Genomic DNA, 16,024 nt, shown 5'->3' on the forward strand with positions numbered 1-16,024 from the left:
CATGCAATGTATGAACGCGCCATATCCATTTTGATATGCTGATATTCATATTATATATTCTTATATGCTGTTATATTCTTATATGCTGGGCGAAAGCATCCTTTATGATAAAAAATCTAAAATATTTGGACAAAAATGATGATTAGGGAAAATAGGCCCGATAGAATGACTCCCGATTTAATCGCCCTACAGGCTTTGGCGTGGATAATGTCGGACACGCCGCGCGCGGAACGTTTTTTGGCCATGACCGGACATAGCGCAGACAGCCTGCGCAGCGCCATAGCAGACCCATCAAATCTGGCTGCGGTTATAAATTTCTTGGAAAATTATGAACCAGACCTTATCGCCTGTGCAGAACATATGGGAATAAACCCCATGGACTTGGTATCCGCCCGCCACATATTGGACGGCAGCAAAAATGAAGAAGGATATATATGTTAAACCCATCGGGCCGCCCCCTATTGATTAGCGATTGTGACGAGGTTATCCTGCATATGGTGGCGCCATTTGCGGCGTGGTTGGACAAAGAATATGATATTATTTTCGACATGCAGGGCAGCGATTTTGCCAATGCATTAAAATATAAAAATGGTAATATCCCACTAGAGCCACAGCAAATATGGGAAAAACTGGACGGTTTTTTTGACGGTCAAATGCATAGTCAAATGCCCATTTCCGGCGCAATAGAGGCATTTGGCAATATGGCCGAATTTTGTGATATTGTTATCTTAACCAATTTAAAGGATCACCGCGCCACATCACGGGCCGAGCAATTGGCCAATTTTGGCTTGCACCATCCTGTATATACTAATCAAGGTGGCAAGGGCGCAGCATTGGCGCGTATCATTGATGAATATAAACCATCTAGCGCGGTGTTTATTGACGATTTACCGCAACATCATGAATCTGTTGCCAAGGAAATAGACGGTATTTGGCGGCTGCATTTTGTGGGCGAACCCATGCTTGCCCCGCATGTAAAAGCTGCGGATCATGCCCATGAACGTATTGATATTTGGGCGGAGGCCGAAAAATGGGTCACCGCAAAATTGCAGGAAAATATTCCTGCCCCACAAATTAACTTTGCAATAGAATAGGAATAAAATGAGCAATAATATCGCATCCAAATTGGCCGATCTTGGCCTATCCCTTCCCGAAGCAGCCGCCCCCGTTGCATCCTATGCGCCAGCGGTAAATTTAAATGGCGTTTTACATATTAGCGGCCAACTGCCCTTTATTGACGGCGCACTTGTCACCGGAAAATTGGGTGATAGCGTGTCGGTGGAACAGGGACAGGAAGCAGCAAAGGCATGCGCATTAATGTTGCTGGCCCAAATTGAAAAAGCCGCCGGTTCTTTGGATAATGTCGCGCAAATCGTAAAATTAGGGGTTTTTATTGCCAGCACCCCTGATTTTACCGATCAGCCAAAGGTTGCAAATGGCGCATCAGATTTGATGGAAGCGGTATTTGGCGCGGCGGGCAAACATGCGCGTAGTGCGGTCGGCGTTCCGGTATTGCCGTTGAACGCGGCGGTGGAAATTGATGCCATCGTTGCTTTAAAATAGTCGCCTTAAAATAATGGCCTTATAATAAGTTTTTTGAACGGGTATTTTTCATCATGACGCAGAGTCAATCAGATACTCTATATGCCCGTATTGAAAAAAAAGTTGCCGCCATAAATGCCGATATTTGGGATGCATTAAATATTGGCGGCAACCCCTTTACCAGCCATGCATTTTTATCCGCCATGGAAGAATCGGGCAGCGTTGGCAAGGGCAGCGGTTGGTCGCCTTTGCCCATTATGATATCAGGACCGGATGATCGGCCCGCCGCCATTTTGCCCGCTTATTTAAAAGGGCATAGCCAGGGCGAATATGTATTTGATCAGGGCTGGGCACAGGCATATGAACGCGCCGGCGGGCAATATTATCCCAAATTACAAATTGCCGTGCCCTTTTCCCCCGTTTCTGGCCCGCGAATATTGTTTCAAGATGCACAATATGCCCTGCCCTTATTAAAAGCAGCGGAAAATTTCATTACCCAAAATGGCCTATCCTCTGCCCATGCCAGCTTTGTGGAGGAGGGGCAGCTTGATTTTTTTCGTGATGCGGGCTGGTTAATCCGACAGGATATTCAATTTCATTGGTATAATAAAAATTATACTGATTTTGATGATTTCCTGTCCGCTTTATCATCGCGAAAGCGCAAAAATATCCGCAAAGAACGCCGTATTGCCAATGAAAATGTCGAAGTAAAGCTGCTTCGAGGTGCAGAAATTTTGCCGCACCATATGGATGCATTTTGGATTTTTTATCAAGATACTGGCGCACGAAAATGGGGCACGCCCTATTTAACCCGCGCGGCATTTGATTTATTATTGGAAAAAATGGGCAATCAAATCATCCTCATCATGGCATTTAATGAAAATGGCATGGCGGTGGCGGGGGCGCTTAATTTATTGGGCGCAGACTGCCTATATGGTCGTTATTGGGGATGCGCTGAGCATTTGGACCATCTGCATTTTGAATTATGCTATTACCGACCCATCATATTCGCAATTGAACATGGCCTGACGCGGGTGGAGGCCGGCGCACAGGGTGCACATAAATTGGCACGGGGTTATTTACCCTGCCCCACTTATTCGGCGCATTTTATTGCCGATAAGGGGTTTCGCGATGCTGTTGCCCAATTTTTGGAACAAGAACAAAGCGCGGTGGAGGATGAAAGAGAATTCCTCACCCAATTAGGGCCGTTCAAACGCGGCCCCGACAATATATGATATTAAGCAGCGCGGCGTTCGCCTGCTTTTAACCATGCCCGTGCGTCACGTTGTGCATCGGCAATTTCGCGTGCGGTCATTTCATCGGCCACTTCGCTGCGGCAATGCATGGCTTCTTCATTGCCATATACTGCGGCAAGGTTGAACCATTTATGCGCCTCTACCATATTTACTTCCACGCCATTGCTGCCGGTGGAATAGGAAACACCTAAATCAAATAATGCATCTACATCGCCCGCTGCGGCATCTGCCATCCGGCTTTCGATAAGATATTGTGCGCTTTTAATACTATTGGCCATAACTGCCCCCTTTTTTTGTTCGGTAAGAGGAGTTGGCCCGAATATGGTAAACAAAATGTTAAAATATTTTTATTTTTTGACGATTTTACAAATTTTACCTTTTTTTATTATCCAATATTATTGCAAGAAAGCGCAGATTTAGGTCATTCTTTATGGATTAATGTTCCAACGCCGCTGTCGGTGAACATTTCCATTAACATGGCATGGGGCAGGCGGCCATCCAAAATAACCGCCGCATCAACGCCCTTATGCACCGCATTAACACATGTTTCGACCTTGGGAATCATCCCGCCCTTAATCGTGCCATCTTCTTTTAATGCTTCAATTTTATGGGGATCTAAATCGCTTAATAATTCGCCATCCTTATCCAACACGCCCTTTACATCGGTCAACAGGAATAAACGCGACGCGCCAAGCGCGGCCGCAACCGCGCCCGCCATGGTATCGGCATTTATATTATAAGTATGGCCGTCCCGCCCATTGCCAATGGGCGCAATGACGGGAATCATTCCGGCCTCGCTTATCGTATCAATGATACGGCGGTCCACCTCAACTGGTTCGCCAACAAAACCTAAATCGACAATGCGTTCAATATTGCTATCTGGATCTTTGGCCGTGCGGCGCAATTTTTCGGCTGTGACGAAATTGCCATCCTTACCCGAAATACCCATGGCGCGGCCTCCTGCCTTGGTAATCCAACCGACAAGTTCCTTATTTATCGCGCCCGATAATACCATTTCGGCAATTTCAGCGGTTTTTTTGTCGGTAACGCGCAGGCCATCAATAAATTCCGATTCGACCCCCATGGTTTTTAACATCGCGCCAATTTGTGGGCCGCCGCCATGCACCACAACAGGGTTAATCCCCACCGCTTTTAACAAAACAATATCATTGGCAAAATCCTGCGCCAATCCGGCATCGCCCATGGCATGACCGCCATATTTTACAACAAAGGTTTTACCTGCATATCGTTGTAAATATGGCAAAGCCTCGGTTAATGTTTCCGCCTTGGCCAACATTTCATTTTGGTGGTTACTCATGCCTCATCCTTATCCAATTCGCGGCCAATATACACAATTGCCTGTATCACAAAGGGGATGACCAATAATGATAAAATAGTTTTTGCCAACATTTGGCCAATCATTAATTCGGCAATGGGAAATACCCCATAAAATGCAATGGAGATAAATAATAATGTATCGACAATCTGGCTCAACGCACTGGCAATTGCGCCGCGAACGGCCATCATCATATTGCTTCCTGCCTCGCCAATTTTACCGCGAAGGGCGCTAAAAATTGTGATGTTCAGAAATTGCGACGTGCCATAGGCAACAATACCCGCCGCCATTAAACGCGGGCTTTGCCCCAAAATCATTTCAAATGCACCAAGACGCTCCACCTCCATTTTTGGCGATGCGGGAATTTGCAGCACCAAAATAATTAACAGCATAGACGCAATTAACGGGACAAAACCAAATGTCACAATTTGTTTGGCGCGTTCTTGCCCATAAAGTTCGGCCACCGCGCTGGACAAGGCAACCAACATTAAAAAGGGGAAAATACCGGCCTCCACCGCCAATGGGCCAAGCGCGACCTGTTTATTGCCCACCACACCAGCCAACACCGTCATCCCGCCATATAATAATGAAAAGACAAATAAAGCGCGCGGTATCGTGATAATTTTTGATGAATTTGCCATAAACTAGCCCCTGACCGAATAAATTTTTGCTGAATCCGCTTTGCCGCAACAAAAAGGCTTTGCGCAAGTGAATAGTGACGCTAATCAACATAAAAGTCCTAAAAATAATCGGACATATTATATGGGGAGTGGGTATATGCAGATTTTGATGAGCATTTGCGGCATGGCAATTATCTTGGCCGTCGCCTTTATTTTATCATCAAATCGGCGCGCCATCCGCCCCCGTGTGGTATTGGCCGCATTTGCCCTACAGGCCAGTTTTGCCGCATTGGTTTTATATGTTCCTTGGGGAAAAACCGCCTTAAATGCTGCTGCGGGCGGGGTGTCCAATTTGCTGGGCTATGCCAATGCGGGCACAACATTTTTATTTGGTGCATTGGCCAGTGACAAATTGGGCCAAAATTTCGCGATACAGGCATTGCCCGTTATCATATTTTTCGCGGCCTTAATTTCCGTTCTATATCATGTTGGTATCATGCAATTTGTTATTAAATGGATTGGCGGCGGATTACAGAAAATTACCGGGATTTCCCGTGTGGAAAGCCTTTGCGCTGCATCCAATATTTTTGTTGGTCAATCCGAATCCCCCTTGGTCATTCGCCCCTATTTGGCCAGCCTGACCCCGTCACAGCTTTTTTGCGTGATGAGCGTGGGCATGGCGGGGGTTGCGGGCACAATTTTGGCCGCCTATGCCGCCATGGGTATTCGCATTGATTATCTGCTCGCCGCTGCCTTTATGTCCGCACCGGGCGGAATTTTAATGGCAAAAATGATGATGCCTGATGATGTCAGCACATCTGAAATCGACCCAATTGTGGTTGAGGACCATCATGGTGATGAAGAAAAACCCGCCAATATCATTATGGCGGCGGCTCAGGGCGCTCAAACCGGCGTTCGTTTGGCCGTGGCCGTGGGCGCAATGGTGCTGGCCTTTGTCGCATTGGTCGCATTGGCCAATGGTATATTGGGCGGCATTGGTGGCTGGTTCGGGATTGAGGGATTAAGTTTCCAAGGCATATTGGGCCATATATTTGCCCCCATCATGTATTTGCTTGGCGTGCCATGGGATGAGGCAGCGCGCGCAGGCGGCCTATTTGGCACTAAAATTGTTCTAAATGAATTTGTCGCCTTTATCGAACTTGGCGGGATGAAGGATTTAAGCGCAACCAGCATGGCCATTGTCACCTTTGCGCTTTGTGGTTTTGCGAATTTCAGCTCAATCGCCATTCAAATGGCCGTGACGGGCAGCCTTGCCCCCAATCAAAAACCAATGATTGCAAAATTAGGGTTAAAGGCCTTGGCCGCAGGTTCGCTATCCAATTTGATGAGCGCGGCTTTGGCGGGCTTGTTCATTTCTTTGGCTTAATCATCAAAATATATGTATAAAATGGGCCGGCATATCGGCCCTTTTTATATTAACCCTGTTCGGCCTGTTGCTTTAATTCATATAATAAATCCAACGCCTCTCGCGGGGACAATGCATCAATATCCAAATCAGACAGCTTTTCTCTCAATCGGTCCACCTTTGCCTCTGCCGCGTCCAATGCCGCGCTGAACAGCGGTAATTCACCAAGGCCCGCAGCAATACCGCCCGTGGCGACGCGTCCTTCCTCCAACTGATCCAATACATTTTTGGCGCGGCCCACAACCGGGGCGGGCAATCCGGCAAGCGATGCCACCGCAATACCATAGCTGCGGTCCGCCGGACCTTCGGCCAATTCATGCAATAGGATAAGATCCCCTTTCCATTCCTTTGCCCGCACATGGTGCAGCGACATTGCCCCCAAACGGTCGGACAAACGGGAAAGTTCGTGATAATGGGTTGCAAATAAACATCTGCATTGGTTCATATCATGAATAGCCTCCACCACCGCCCATGCAATGGCAAGCCCATCATAGGTGGATGTGCCGCGCCCAACCTCATCCAAAATCACAAAGCTTTTACTGGTCGCCTGCGTTAAAATGGCGGCGGTTTCCACCATTTCCACCATGAAGGTGGAACGGCCACGCGCCAAATTATCCGACGCACCGACACGGCTGAACAATCGGTCAACAATGCCAATTTCTGCGGATTTTGCGGGCACAAATGCGCCCGCCTGCGCCAATAGGATGATTAGCGCATTTTGGCGCAAAAATGTTGATTTACCGCCCATATTTGGCCCAGAGACCAGCCATAATCTTTTTTCAGGAAATAAGCCGCAATCATTGGCAACAAATTGTTCTTTGCTGCCCTTTAACGATGCCTCCACCACGGGATGTCGCCCGCCAATAATGTCCAAATATATATCATCGCGCAAAATGGGCTGTGTCCAATTACTTAATGCTGCCTTGCTGGCATGGCTTTGCGCCACATCAATCCGCGCCAATGCGTCGGCCAATGCGATAATGGCATCACGCCGCGTCAATATTTGGGCGATTAAATCCTCCAAATGTGCGGCCTCTGCGGCAATGCTATGTGTGCCCGCGCTAATAATCTGCATTGCTTCTTCATGTAATTCGGGGGAGTTAAACCGAACCGCCCCCGCCATGGTTTGCCGGTGGGCAAAGCCGCTATCCGCCTGCATCAACACATCGCCATGTTTGGCCGGAACTTCGACAAAATAACCCAGCACCGCATTATGTTTTATTTTCAGGCTGGTGACACCTGTTGCCTCTTTATATTTCTGCTCCAACGCTGCAATGGCGCGCCGCGCATTGGTGGAAATATTGCGCAATTCATCCAATGCGGCATCATAACCCGCTGCAATATATCCGCCATTGCTGCTATCCGTGGGGGGGGATTCAATTAAGGCGCGGGATAAAATATCATATAATGCGCCATGCCCGTCAAAGGCGGGTAATATCTGGTCCAGCAATTTGGGACGCACATCCAATGCGCCAAATTGTTCTTTCAACATAATTGACTTGCCAATCCCATCGCGCAACTGGCCCAAATCACGCGGACTAGCCCGGCCGGAAACCACACGCCCCATTGCCCGCGCCATATCGGGAATTTGTTTTAACGCGGCGCGGATATTTTCCCGCAATATCCCGCTATCATAAAACCAATTGACCAGTTCCAGCCGTAAATTTATCACCTCCATCTGGCATAGGGGCAGGGACAAATCCTGCGCCAATAAACGCGCGCCCGCCCCCGTGACGCTTTGGTCAATTTCGGCAAGCAAGCTGCCCTTTCTTTGCCCGTCCTGCGTGCTGATTATCTCCAAACTTTCGCGTGTGGCCTGATCAATGGCCATATAGGCGCTATCATCAAATAAATATGGCGCCTTTAAATAGGGCATTTTACCTTGGCCGACATGCGCCAAATAAGCCAGCAAACCACCCGCTGCGGCCAATGCGGAACGGCCAATGCCACCAAAACTGTCCAATGTTGTTATGCCATAATATTCTTTAATCGCCGCCTCTCCGGCCTTGCTGGAAAAATGGGCCGCTGGACGGTGGGTCACCTGCACATGTTGCAGGGCATGGGGCAAAATATGCGCCAATTTATCGTCATAATCTGTGCCATCGGCCATGATGACTTCCTTCACACCCAATCGCGCCAATTGGGCCGCGGCATCGACACTTTCTATCTCCAACAACTCAAAATATCCTGTGGAAATATCCGCTGCGGCCAATGCCATGCCATCAGCAGTAAATGCCAAAGCAACAATCATATTATTTGACCGCGCGTCCAGCAAAGATTCCTCGGTCAATGTTCCGGCGGTAACATATCGCACAATATCGCGCGTTACCAATGCCTTTGAACCGCCGCGTTCTTTTGCCTGCTCTGGCGTTTCGGTTTGTTCGGCAATCGCCACGCGAAAGCCCGCCTTTATCAACCGTGCCAAATATCCCTCTGCACTATGCACCGGAACACCGCACATGGGGATAGGATCGCCATTATGCGCCCCACGTGATGTTAAGGCAATGTCCAGCGCCTCTGCCGCATTTTTTGCATCATCAAAGAAAAGCTCAAAAAAATCGCCCATTCGGTAAAATAATAAACAATCTTGCGCCTTAGCCTTTAATTCCAAATATTGCACCATCATGGGTGTCGGCCCGGATGATTTGGCCGATTTTATTTTAATTTCTTTTTCGGTAACGCGCTGTGATTTCTTACCCATAATATGATGGTGACTAGCCCAGCATGCCACTTCGTTCCAGTATGATTTTCAAATATGGCGCATTTATATTTTTACCATGATGTGATTTTTTGACATCGGCCTGCTCTGCCCTTGCCATGTGCGCCGCATCGGTTTACTTAACATCAATAATAAGCAGGGATAAAATTCTGCGTTCTTTTTATATAAAGGTAAATGGGCAACCCTATGGGCGAAAGCAAAATTGAATTTTCCGACCGCGAGGCATTATTATTCCATTCCGAGGGACGCCCCGGCAAAATTGAAATCATCGCATCAAAACCAATGGCGACACAGCGCGATTTGTCGCTTGCCTACTCCCCCGGTGTTGCCGTGCCAGTGCAAGCCATTGCCGATAATCCCGCCGCCGCTTATGAATTAACCGCAAAGGGTAATTTGGTTGCTGTTATTTCCAATGGTACCGCCATTTTGGGCATGGGTAATTTGGGCGCTCTTGCATCCAAACCGGTGATGGAGGGTAAGGCAGTATTGTTCAAACGCTTTGCCGATGTTGATTCGATTGATATTGAAGTTGCAACCGAAGACACACAAAGATTTATCGAGGCTGTTGAGTTATTAGAGCCAACATTTGGCGGCATAAATTTAGAAGATATTGCCGCGCCTGCCTGTTTCATCATTGAACAGGCGCTGCGTGAACGCATGAATATTCCCGTTTTCCATGATGACCAACATGGCACCGCCATCATCGCCGCCGCAGGGTTAATCAACGCATTGGAATTGACTGGCCGAGAATTAAAAGACGTCAAAATGGTGGTTAATGGCGCGGGCGCCGCCGCCATTGCATGCACCGAATTGATAAAGGCAATGGGCGTGCCGCATAAAAATGTTATTATGTGCGACCGTGAGGGCGTTATTTATCAAGGGCGCACATCGGGCATGGATCAATGGAAATCCGCCCATGCAATCCCGACCGAGGCACGCAGCCTGGCCGATGCGATAAAGGGCGCAGACGTGTTCCTTGGCCTGTCCGCTGCCGATGCGTTAAGCGCAGATATGGTGAAAGATATGGCGGATAAACCAATTATTTTCGCCATGGCCAATCCCGTGCCCGAAATTTTGCCCCCCGTGGCAAAGGCGGCGCGGCCTGATGCGATTATCGCCACGGGACGTTCCGATTTCCCCAATCAGGTTAATAATGTTTTGGGTTTCCCCTTTATTTTCCGGGGTGCGTTGGATGTTCATGCCACCACCATTAACGAAGAAATGAAAATTGCCGCCGCCAATGCCATTGCCGCATTGGCGCGTGAAACCGTGCCGGAGGAAGTGGCCGCCGCCTATGGCGGGGAAAGCCATAAATTTGGCAATGATTATATTATCCCTGCACCATTTGACCCGCGCTTGATGGAGGTTGTTGCCTCCGCCGTAGCAAAGGCCGCAATGGATAGCGGCGTGGCGCAAAAACCCATTGCCGATATGGAAAAATATCGCGAACAATTACGCGCCCGTCAAAACCCCACCACATCTGTTTTGGCCAATGTTTATGAAACAGCAAAGGCCAATCCAAAACGCGTTATTTTTGCCGAGGCAGAGGAAGAAGTCGTCCTTCGCGCGGCGGTGCAGTTTAAAAATGGTGGCTATGGCATTCCCGTTTTGGTCGGCCGTGATGAGCCGGTATTGGCAAAATTAAAAGAATTGGGCGTTGATGATCCGGAAAGTTTTGAAATTCACAATAGTGTTTCAAGCCCGCTTGTCCCATCCATGGTCGATAAATTATATGGCCGTTTGCAACGTCGCGGTTATTTACGCCGCGATGCCATTCGCATGGTCAACCGCGACCGAAATATTTTTGGTTCGTTAATGCTTTCCATGGGGCAAGCAGATGCGATGATTACCGGCGTAACCCGCACCTTTGCCCAAACAATGCGCGAATTGCGCCGTGTTTTGGATGCGAAACCCAATCAAATACCCTTTGGCATTCATATCATGGTCGGCAAAAGCCATACAGTTTTCATTGCCGACACCACGGTTAATGAACGCCCCAATGCCGAGGAATTGGCCCAAATTGCCGAACAAACCGCCCGTGTGGCGCGACAAATGGGACATGATCCGCGCGTGGCATTTTTATCCTATTCCACCTTTGGTAATCCTCCGGGAAATTGGCTGGGCAATATTCGTGAGGCAGTGGCAATATTGGATGAAAAACAGCCCAATTTTGAATATGAGGGCGAAATGGCACCCGATGTGGCATTAAATCCCAAGGTAATGGCAAATTATCCATTTTGCCGGCTTTCCGCACCGGCCAATATTTTAATCATGCCTGGCCTGCAATCGGCAAATTTATCAGCAAAAATATTGCGCGAATTGGGCGGCGATAAAACAATTGGCCCAATTTTGGTGGGTGTGGAAAAACCGGTTCAGGTGGCCACCATGGCATCAACCGCATCTGAATTGGTCACATTGGCGGTAATGGCGGCGGCCGACATCACCAAATAATCAATATTCATTGCATAAATTCAATAAAGCATAAATGTATAAAAAAAGGCGGCCGAGATAATCGCGCCGCCCTTTTTGTGCCCATTTGATAAAAATACCAAATGTCTATTTTATAAAGTAAAATATTATTACGGCCCGCATTATTGCGGTGCACCGCCCGTACCAACGGTGCCAATATTGCCAAATAAATCTTCGAAAAATCCGCGATCGCTACCCTTTGTGTCGGTTTTATCACCCTCTGGTTTAATATTTGCGGCCAGTTCCAACCCGCTGCGCGAGACAGAGGCAACATTGCCCGCATTGTCAAATTGCACGCGCAATAATGTTTGGCTTTCCCCTTTGGGAGAGCTGAATGCCAATTGTCTGGTCACCCGTGCATAATAATACCATTGATTCGAATCAAATTGGCTGACGAAGCTGGGGCGGCCCAATGTCGCCTCCACCGATTCTTTATTATCAACACCGGCCTGAACCGATGACACCAAATTTTCATCCACAATATATCCGCGCCCCACACGCAGCCTTGTGCAGCCCGAAATTGCCAAAGCAATGGACAGAGCAATCATCGTTTTTCCAACACGTCCCATTGTTAAAACGCCCTTATTTGCGGCGGCGCCTGTGCTATTCATGCTGATACTCCTGATCCAAAACATTTTGTGCGGATACAGCCATTGCATCCCTTGCGTAAAATATCAATATAAGAGATTAGATGAACGGTCGATGATTAATCATCATTTTTATGATAATGGGTCATAATAAAATATTTTTTAAGGCAGCAATTTATGAATTTGTTCAAAAAACTCTTTTCACCGCGTGTGAATGAGAATCAAATGATGATTCCATATTATCGCAACATCATCAATGCCGCCCGAAATGCCGATTTTTACTCAATTGGTGAAATTCCCGATGAATTGGACCACCGATTTGATATCATCACCATCATAATGGCCTTGGCCACATTACGATTGGAGGAAGATGGCGATAAAGATCAAGAAATGGTCTATTTAACCGAAATTTTTATTGAGGATATGGACGGCCAACTGCGCGAATTGGGCATTGGCGACATGGTGGTGGGCAAACATATTGGCCGAATGATGAGCGCGCTTGGCGGACGGCTGACTATTTTTCGGGCCGCGTTAAACGAAAACCCGCCCGAACCGATGTTAAGTGAAGCATTAAAGCGCAATTTATATGAAGGCATAGAACCAAGCGACCAAGCCATTAAATGGATGGTACATCAAATTATCGCCATGTCCGCCCGGTTAAAACAAATAAACAGCGCCGATTTAATTGCCGGTGATGACAGCTGGATTAAGGCTGCATAATGACTGATAATATTGTGCCGGAATTTTCACGGGCCATTAAATTGGACATTATCGGCAATCAAGGAAAAATGCAGCATATCTCGGCAAATAACGCCGAATTATCAGCATTGGCAGCGCGATTACATTTGATTGAGCTGAATAACTTACAGGCCGATTATCGTTTAATTACCAAAGAAGACCATGTTTCAATGACCGGCGAGTTTACCGCCGAATTTACGCAAAGCTGTATCGCATCGGGCGAACCGGTAAAGGGAACGGTAAAGGAAATTTTGGATATTAAATTCCTACCCCAATCGGCCATTTCCGATCAGGATGAAATTGAATTAAGCAGCGATGAATGTGATATTATGTTTATTGAGGGCGGGCAAATTGATGCGGGCGAAGCAGTCGCTCAATCCTTAATACTGGCCCTGCCCCAATTTCCGCGCAGCAAAAATGCGCAAAATATCCTGCGCAGTGCAGGGGTGGTTAGCGATGAAGAAGTTAAACCCACGGGCGCTTTATCGGGATTAAAGGATTTATTGGCCAGCAAGCCCCCCTCTGGCAAAAATAAGCAATAATAAGGCCATGTTTGACGCGCGAATCCGGCCCCATATTGACCCCATATTAAACCATATTGCGCGTATATTGCACCGTACAGGGGTGGGCGCAAATATGTTGAGTTATATTGGCGTCATCATTGCAATCGCGGTATCAATTTTTTTGGTATATCAGGCATATTTAATCGCGCTTTTTTTAATTATCATCAACCGTATTATCGATGGGTTGGACGGCGCGGTGGCAAGAATGGGCCGCCCCACCCCCTTTGGCGGATATATTGACAGCATTGCCGATTATATTTTCTATATTGTTATTCCGCTTGGCTTTGCCTTTGCTGTCCCACAAAATATGCAATCTGCAATGATTTTAATCGCCAGTTTCACCCTAACCGCGGTCAGCTTTCTGGCCTATGCCGCCATTGCCGAGCGCGCGGGAATAAAGGATGAACATCAATATGGCGACAAATCATTTTTATATAATATCGGATTGATGGAGGGCGGAGAAACCATTTTATTCTTTATATTATTTTGCATATTTCCGGCATATTTTGCGCCATTGGCATATATATTTGCCGCGCTATGCGGCCTAACCATCATTCAAAGAATGGTCATTGCCGCGAAAAAATTATCATAAACGCCATTTCCAATATTTGGTCATTATATTTAATAATTTTTCGGGTTTACGCGCCAATCGATATTGCCCAATGACAAATTTATTCGCCTCATTCCATGTGGGATAGGGCAATATGGTCGCGGCGATTTTACCCGCTTTAATATTTTGACGCATCGCCAATGCAAACATTGCAATCATTTCACCCGCCTGATGCCCGATAATGGTCACGCCCAATAATCTGTCGCTGCCCTTTGCGGTTAACATGGTGACACGGCCCTTGGTCTCGCTTTCTGTAATGGCGCGGTCCAAATCATCCATTTCATAAATGGTCAAATCATATTCTATACCTTGTTCATCCGCGCTTTCTTGTGTCAAACCTACGCCGGCAATTTCGGGATCGGTATAGGTAACGCGCGGCAATAAACTATAATCCGCTGCGCTTTTCTTTATCCCGCCAAATAAGGCATTGGTCGCGGCATAATATGCCTCATGCGCGGCGCCATGGGTGAATTGTTGACGGCCCGCCACATCACCGGCCATAAAAATATGCGGCATTTTGGTAGCCAAAAATTCATCATTTATCGGCCCTTTTGCAGCAACATCCAATCCCAATTCTTCCAATCCAAAACCGGAAAGCCGCGCACGACGGCCAATGGCAACCAATAACATATCGGTTTTTATTTGAACTTCCTGCCCGTCTTTTTCGGCCAAAATTATATTTTCATCCTGCATCGCAACGACTTTATGCCCCATGAGCAAGTCTACGCCAATTTCGCGCATCGACGCGGCGACAATGTCGGCAGCATGGCTATCTTCCTTTGCCAAAATCCTATCGGCCATTTCAATAATCGTTACATCAGCGCCCAATTTTTGAAATGCTGTGGCAAGCTCGCACCCAATGGGGCCGCCGCCCATAATCGCAATTTTTTGGGGTAACTCGCCGCTTCTTTCCAGCCAATCCCACATATTTTCACTGGTCACAATATTTGGCCCATCAAACCCCTTTAACGGGGGTAAAATTGGCGCCGCGCCGGTTGCGATAATGAATTTTCGTGCGCTTAATCGTTGAACCTCGCCATTATTGCGCGATATTTCAACCGTCCACGGGTCGATAAATTTGGCCCATCCTTTGACCACATCAACGCCAAGTCCGGTATAACGCTCCACACTATCATGCGGTTCAATATCGGCAATAATTTTGCGGATACGCGACATAAGGGCAGGAAAATCCACCTGCGGCTTTGCGGCAAATAATCCATATTTATCACCATGCCGCGTCATGTCGGCGGCCTTTGCCGATTTAATCAGCGCCTTTGACGGGACACATCCGGTGTTCAGGCAATCACCGCCCATTTCCCCGCCCTCAATCAATGTAACATTCGCCTTTAACATGGCCGCGATATAGGATGAAACCAGCCCCGCCGCACCTGCGCCAATGACAATTAAATTGCGGTCAAAATTTTTGGGACGGGCATATCCTTCATATGCTTTGCGCCCCTTTAAATAAGCAATAATCCGTTTGGCAATCCAAGGGAATATCGCCAAGGCCGCAAATGAACCCAATAAGGCAGGGGTAATTAAATCGGCGGTTGATTCAATCTGCGCAAGCTGTGTTCCGGCATTTACGAAAATTATCGTGCCGGCAATCATGCCCAATTGGCTGACCCAAAAATAAGTCCACAGCCGCATTTTGGTCAACCCCATCACCAAATTAACAATGAAAAATGGGAAAACGGGTATCATTCTGATGGTGAATAAATAAAATGCGCCGTCTTTTTCTATCCCCTGATTTATCGCCTTTAACCGATGGCCAAATTTGCCCTGCACCCAATCATGCAAGATGAAACGCGCGCTTAAAAATGCCAAAGTCGCCCCAATGGTCGAGGCAAAGGAGACGATTAAAGTTCCCGTGACAAGGCCAAACAATGCGCCCGCCGCCAATGTCATTATTGCCGCCCCGGGAAGGGACAATGCGGTTACCGCCACATATAATAGGAAAAATCCGGCCAAAATGGGAAAGGGATTATCGGCATAGGCCGCCTCAAATTGGGCCTGCCGCGCGCGAAACGCGTCCAAAGTGAAATATTGCCCCAATTCAAAATAATAAAAGGCAATTGCGCAAAGCGCCAAAAAGGACGCCAATATGAGTTTCTTTTTCATAGCGTCCTATTCGTTCCCATTTTTATTTTTGTTACAA

Annotated in this window: 15 protein-coding genes; 9 read left to right on the forward strand and 6 right to left on the reverse strand. The window is 47.5% G+C overall.

What is annotated here, in order from left to right; translation table 11 throughout:
* The first annotated feature begins 135 nt into the window (after positions 1-135).
* Genes LPB140_RS01535 through LPB140_RS01550 form a run of 4 tightly spaced genes read left to right on the forward strand, consistent with a single transcriptional unit; the run spans position 136 to position 2,777 of the window.
* Positions 136-441 carry a DUF3572 domain-containing protein gene (locus LPB140_RS01535; protein WP_232223427.1) on the forward strand — a complete coding sequence of 102 codons (306 nt, stop codon included), beginning with the start codon at positions 136-138 and terminating at the stop codon, positions 439-441.
* Positions 435-1,094 (forward strand): hypothetical protein, encoded by a 660-nt coding sequence (locus tag LPB140_RS01540; RefSeq protein ID WP_072558375.1) that lies wholly within the window; start codon positions 435-437, stop codon positions 1,092-1,094. The genes LPB140_RS01535 and LPB140_RS01540 overlap by 7 nt, the downstream gene beginning before the upstream one ends.
* Before the next feature lie 7 nt (positions 1,095-1,101).
* Positions 1,102-1,563, forward strand: coding sequence for a RidA family protein (locus LPB140_RS01545; protein ID WP_072558376.1), 462 nt, complete (start codon positions 1,102-1,104; stop codon positions 1,561-1,563).
* Positions 1,564-1,616: 53 nt separating this feature from the next.
* Positions 1,617-2,777, forward strand: coding sequence for a GNAT family N-acetyltransferase (locus LPB140_RS01550; protein WP_072558377.1), 1,161 nt, complete (start codon positions 1,617-1,619; stop codon positions 2,775-2,777).
* Between the two features lie 2 nt (positions 2,778-2,779).
* Here LPB140_RS01550 and LPB140_RS01555 read toward each other — a convergent pair whose 3' ends face one another.
* From LPB140_RS01555 to LPB140_RS01565, 3 genes are all read right to left on the reverse strand, one after another.
* A complete protein-coding gene (locus LPB140_RS01555) occupies positions 2,780-3,076 on the reverse strand; it encodes a hypothetical protein (RefSeq protein WP_072558378.1) in 297 nt (98 codons plus the stop codon).
* 143 nt (positions 3,077-3,219) lie between these two features.
* A complete protein-coding gene (gene argB, locus LPB140_RS01560; protein WP_072558379.1) occupies positions 3,220-4,116 on the reverse strand; it encodes an acetylglutamate kinase in 897 nt (298 codons plus the stop codon).
* Positions 4,113-4,775, reverse strand: a complete 663-nt coding sequence (locus LPB140_RS01565) for a queuosine precursor transporter (protein ID WP_072558380.1) — start codon at positions 4,773-4,775, stop codon at positions 4,113-4,115. The genes argB and LPB140_RS01565 overlap by 4 nt, the downstream gene beginning before the upstream one ends.
* A gap of 136 nt (positions 4,776-4,911) precedes the next feature.
* Between LPB140_RS01565 and LPB140_RS01570 the strand changes: the two genes are divergently transcribed.
* Complete coding sequence (locus LPB140_RS01570; RefSeq protein ID WP_072558381.1) at positions 4,912-6,141, forward strand: NupC/NupG family nucleoside CNT transporter; 1,230 nt, start codon at positions 4,912-4,914, stop codon at positions 6,139-6,141.
* Positions 6,142-6,190: 49 nt separating this feature from the next.
* On the opposite strand, the gene mutS is transcribed toward LPB140_RS01570, so the two are convergent.
* Positions 6,191-8,806: a DNA mismatch repair protein MutS gene (gene mutS, locus LPB140_RS01575; RefSeq protein ID WP_072560106.1), complete on the reverse strand. Its 2,616-nt coding sequence runs from the start codon at positions 8,804-8,806 to the stop codon at positions 6,191-6,193.
* Positions 8,807-9,085: 279 nt separating this feature from the next.
* Here mutS and LPB140_RS01580 point away from each other — a divergent pair, with 279 nt between their 5' ends.
* Positions 9,086-11,350 (forward strand): NADP-dependent malic enzyme, encoded by a 2,265-nt coding sequence (locus tag LPB140_RS01580; protein WP_072558382.1) that lies wholly within the window; start codon positions 9,086-9,088, stop codon positions 11,348-11,350.
* A gap of 140 nt (positions 11,351-11,490) precedes the next feature.
* On the opposite strand, the gene LPB140_RS01585 is transcribed toward LPB140_RS01580, so the two are convergent.
* The gene (locus LPB140_RS01585) at positions 11,491-11,979 is read right to left on the reverse strand and encodes an outer membrane protein assembly factor BamE (protein ID WP_083549831.1); all 489 of its coding nucleotides are present in this window, start codon (positions 11,977-11,979) and stop codon (positions 11,491-11,493) included.
* A gap of 153 nt (positions 11,980-12,132) precedes the next feature.
* Here LPB140_RS01585 and LPB140_RS01590 point away from each other — a divergent pair, with 153 nt between their 5' ends.
* The 3 genes from LPB140_RS01590 to LPB140_RS01600 are packed head-to-tail and all read left to right on the forward strand — an operon-like array spanning position 12,133 to position 13,848.
* Positions 12,133-12,675, forward strand: a complete 543-nt coding sequence (locus tag LPB140_RS01590) for a ubiquinol-cytochrome C chaperone family protein (RefSeq protein WP_072558383.1) — start codon at positions 12,133-12,135, stop codon at positions 12,673-12,675.
* A complete protein-coding gene (locus LPB140_RS01595; protein ID WP_072558384.1) occupies positions 12,675-13,235 on the forward strand; it encodes a YceD family protein in 561 nt (186 codons plus the stop codon). The genes LPB140_RS01590 and LPB140_RS01595 overlap by 1 nt, the downstream gene beginning before the upstream one ends.
* A 7-nt stretch (positions 13,236-13,242) precedes the next feature.
* A complete protein-coding gene (locus LPB140_RS01600; RefSeq protein WP_072558385.1) occupies positions 13,243-13,848 on the forward strand; it encodes a CDP-alcohol phosphatidyltransferase family protein in 606 nt (201 codons plus the stop codon).
* On the opposite strand, the gene LPB140_RS01605 is transcribed toward LPB140_RS01600, so the two are convergent.
* Positions 13,843-15,987, reverse strand: coding sequence for a dihydrolipoyl dehydrogenase family protein (locus LPB140_RS01605; protein ID WP_072558386.1), 2,145 nt, complete (start codon positions 15,985-15,987; stop codon positions 13,843-13,845). The genes LPB140_RS01600 and LPB140_RS01605 overlap by 6 nt on opposite strands.
* Positions 15,988-16,024: the final 37 nt, after the last annotated feature.

The organism is Sphingorhabdus lutea (assembly GCF_001889025.1).
In the GTDB taxonomy this organism is placed as follows: Bacteria; Pseudomonadota; Alphaproteobacteria; order Sphingomonadales; family Sphingomonadaceae; genus Sphingorhabdus_B; species Sphingorhabdus_B lutea.

What these genes read in the sequence shown, in the direction of transcription:
- LPB140_RS01535 (WP_232223427.1), top strand. Translation starts at nt 136, where the DNA reads ATGATGATTAGGGAAAATAGGCCCGATAGAATGACTCCCGATTTAATC.
- LPB140_RS01540 (WP_072558375.1), top strand. Translation starts at nt 435, where the DNA reads ATGTTAAACCCATCGGGCCGCCCCCTATTGATTAGCGATTGTGACGAG.
- LPB140_RS01545 (WP_072558376.1), top strand. Translation starts at nt 1,102, where the DNA reads ATGAGCAATAATATCGCATCCAAATTGGCCGATCTTGGCCTATCCCTT.
- LPB140_RS01550 (WP_072558377.1), top strand. Translation starts at nt 1,617, where the DNA reads ATGACGCAGAGTCAATCAGATACTCTATATGCCCGTATTGAAAAAAAA.
- LPB140_RS01555 (WP_072558378.1), bottom strand. Translation starts at nt 3,076, where the DNA reads ATGGCCAATAGTATTAAAAGCGCACAATATCTTATCGAAAGCCGGATG.
- argB (WP_072558379.1), bottom strand. Translation starts at nt 4,116, where the DNA reads ATGAGTAACCACCAAAATGAAATGTTGGCCAAGGCGGAAACATTAACC.
- LPB140_RS01565 (WP_072558380.1), bottom strand. Translation starts at nt 4,775, where the DNA reads ATGGCAAATTCATCAAAAATTATCACGATACCGCGCGCTTTATTTGTC.
- LPB140_RS01570 (WP_072558381.1), top strand. Translation starts at nt 4,912, where the DNA reads ATGCAGATTTTGATGAGCATTTGCGGCATGGCAATTATCTTGGCCGTC.
- mutS (WP_072560106.1), bottom strand. Translation starts at nt 8,806, where the DNA reads ATGATGGTGCAATATTTGGAATTAAAGGCTAAGGCGCAAGATTGTTTA.
- LPB140_RS01580 (WP_072558382.1), top strand. Translation starts at nt 9,086, where the DNA reads ATGGGCGAAAGCAAAATTGAATTTTCCGACCGCGAGGCATTATTATTC.
- LPB140_RS01585 (WP_083549831.1), bottom strand. Translation starts at nt 11,979, where the DNA reads ATGAATAGCACAGGCGCCGCCGCAAATAAGGGCGTTTTAACAATGGGA.
- LPB140_RS01590 (WP_072558383.1), top strand. Translation starts at nt 12,133, where the DNA reads ATGAATTTGTTCAAAAAACTCTTTTCACCGCGTGTGAATGAGAATCAA.
- LPB140_RS01595 (WP_072558384.1), top strand. Translation starts at nt 12,675, where the DNA reads ATGACTGATAATATTGTGCCGGAATTTTCACGGGCCATTAAATTGGAC.
- LPB140_RS01600 (WP_072558385.1), top strand. Translation starts at nt 13,243, where the DNA reads ATGTTTGACGCGCGAATCCGGCCCCATATTGACCCCATATTAAACCAT.
- LPB140_RS01605 (WP_072558386.1), bottom strand. Translation starts at nt 15,987, where the DNA reads ATGAAAAAGAAACTCATATTGGCGTCCTTTTTGGCGCTTTGCGCAATT.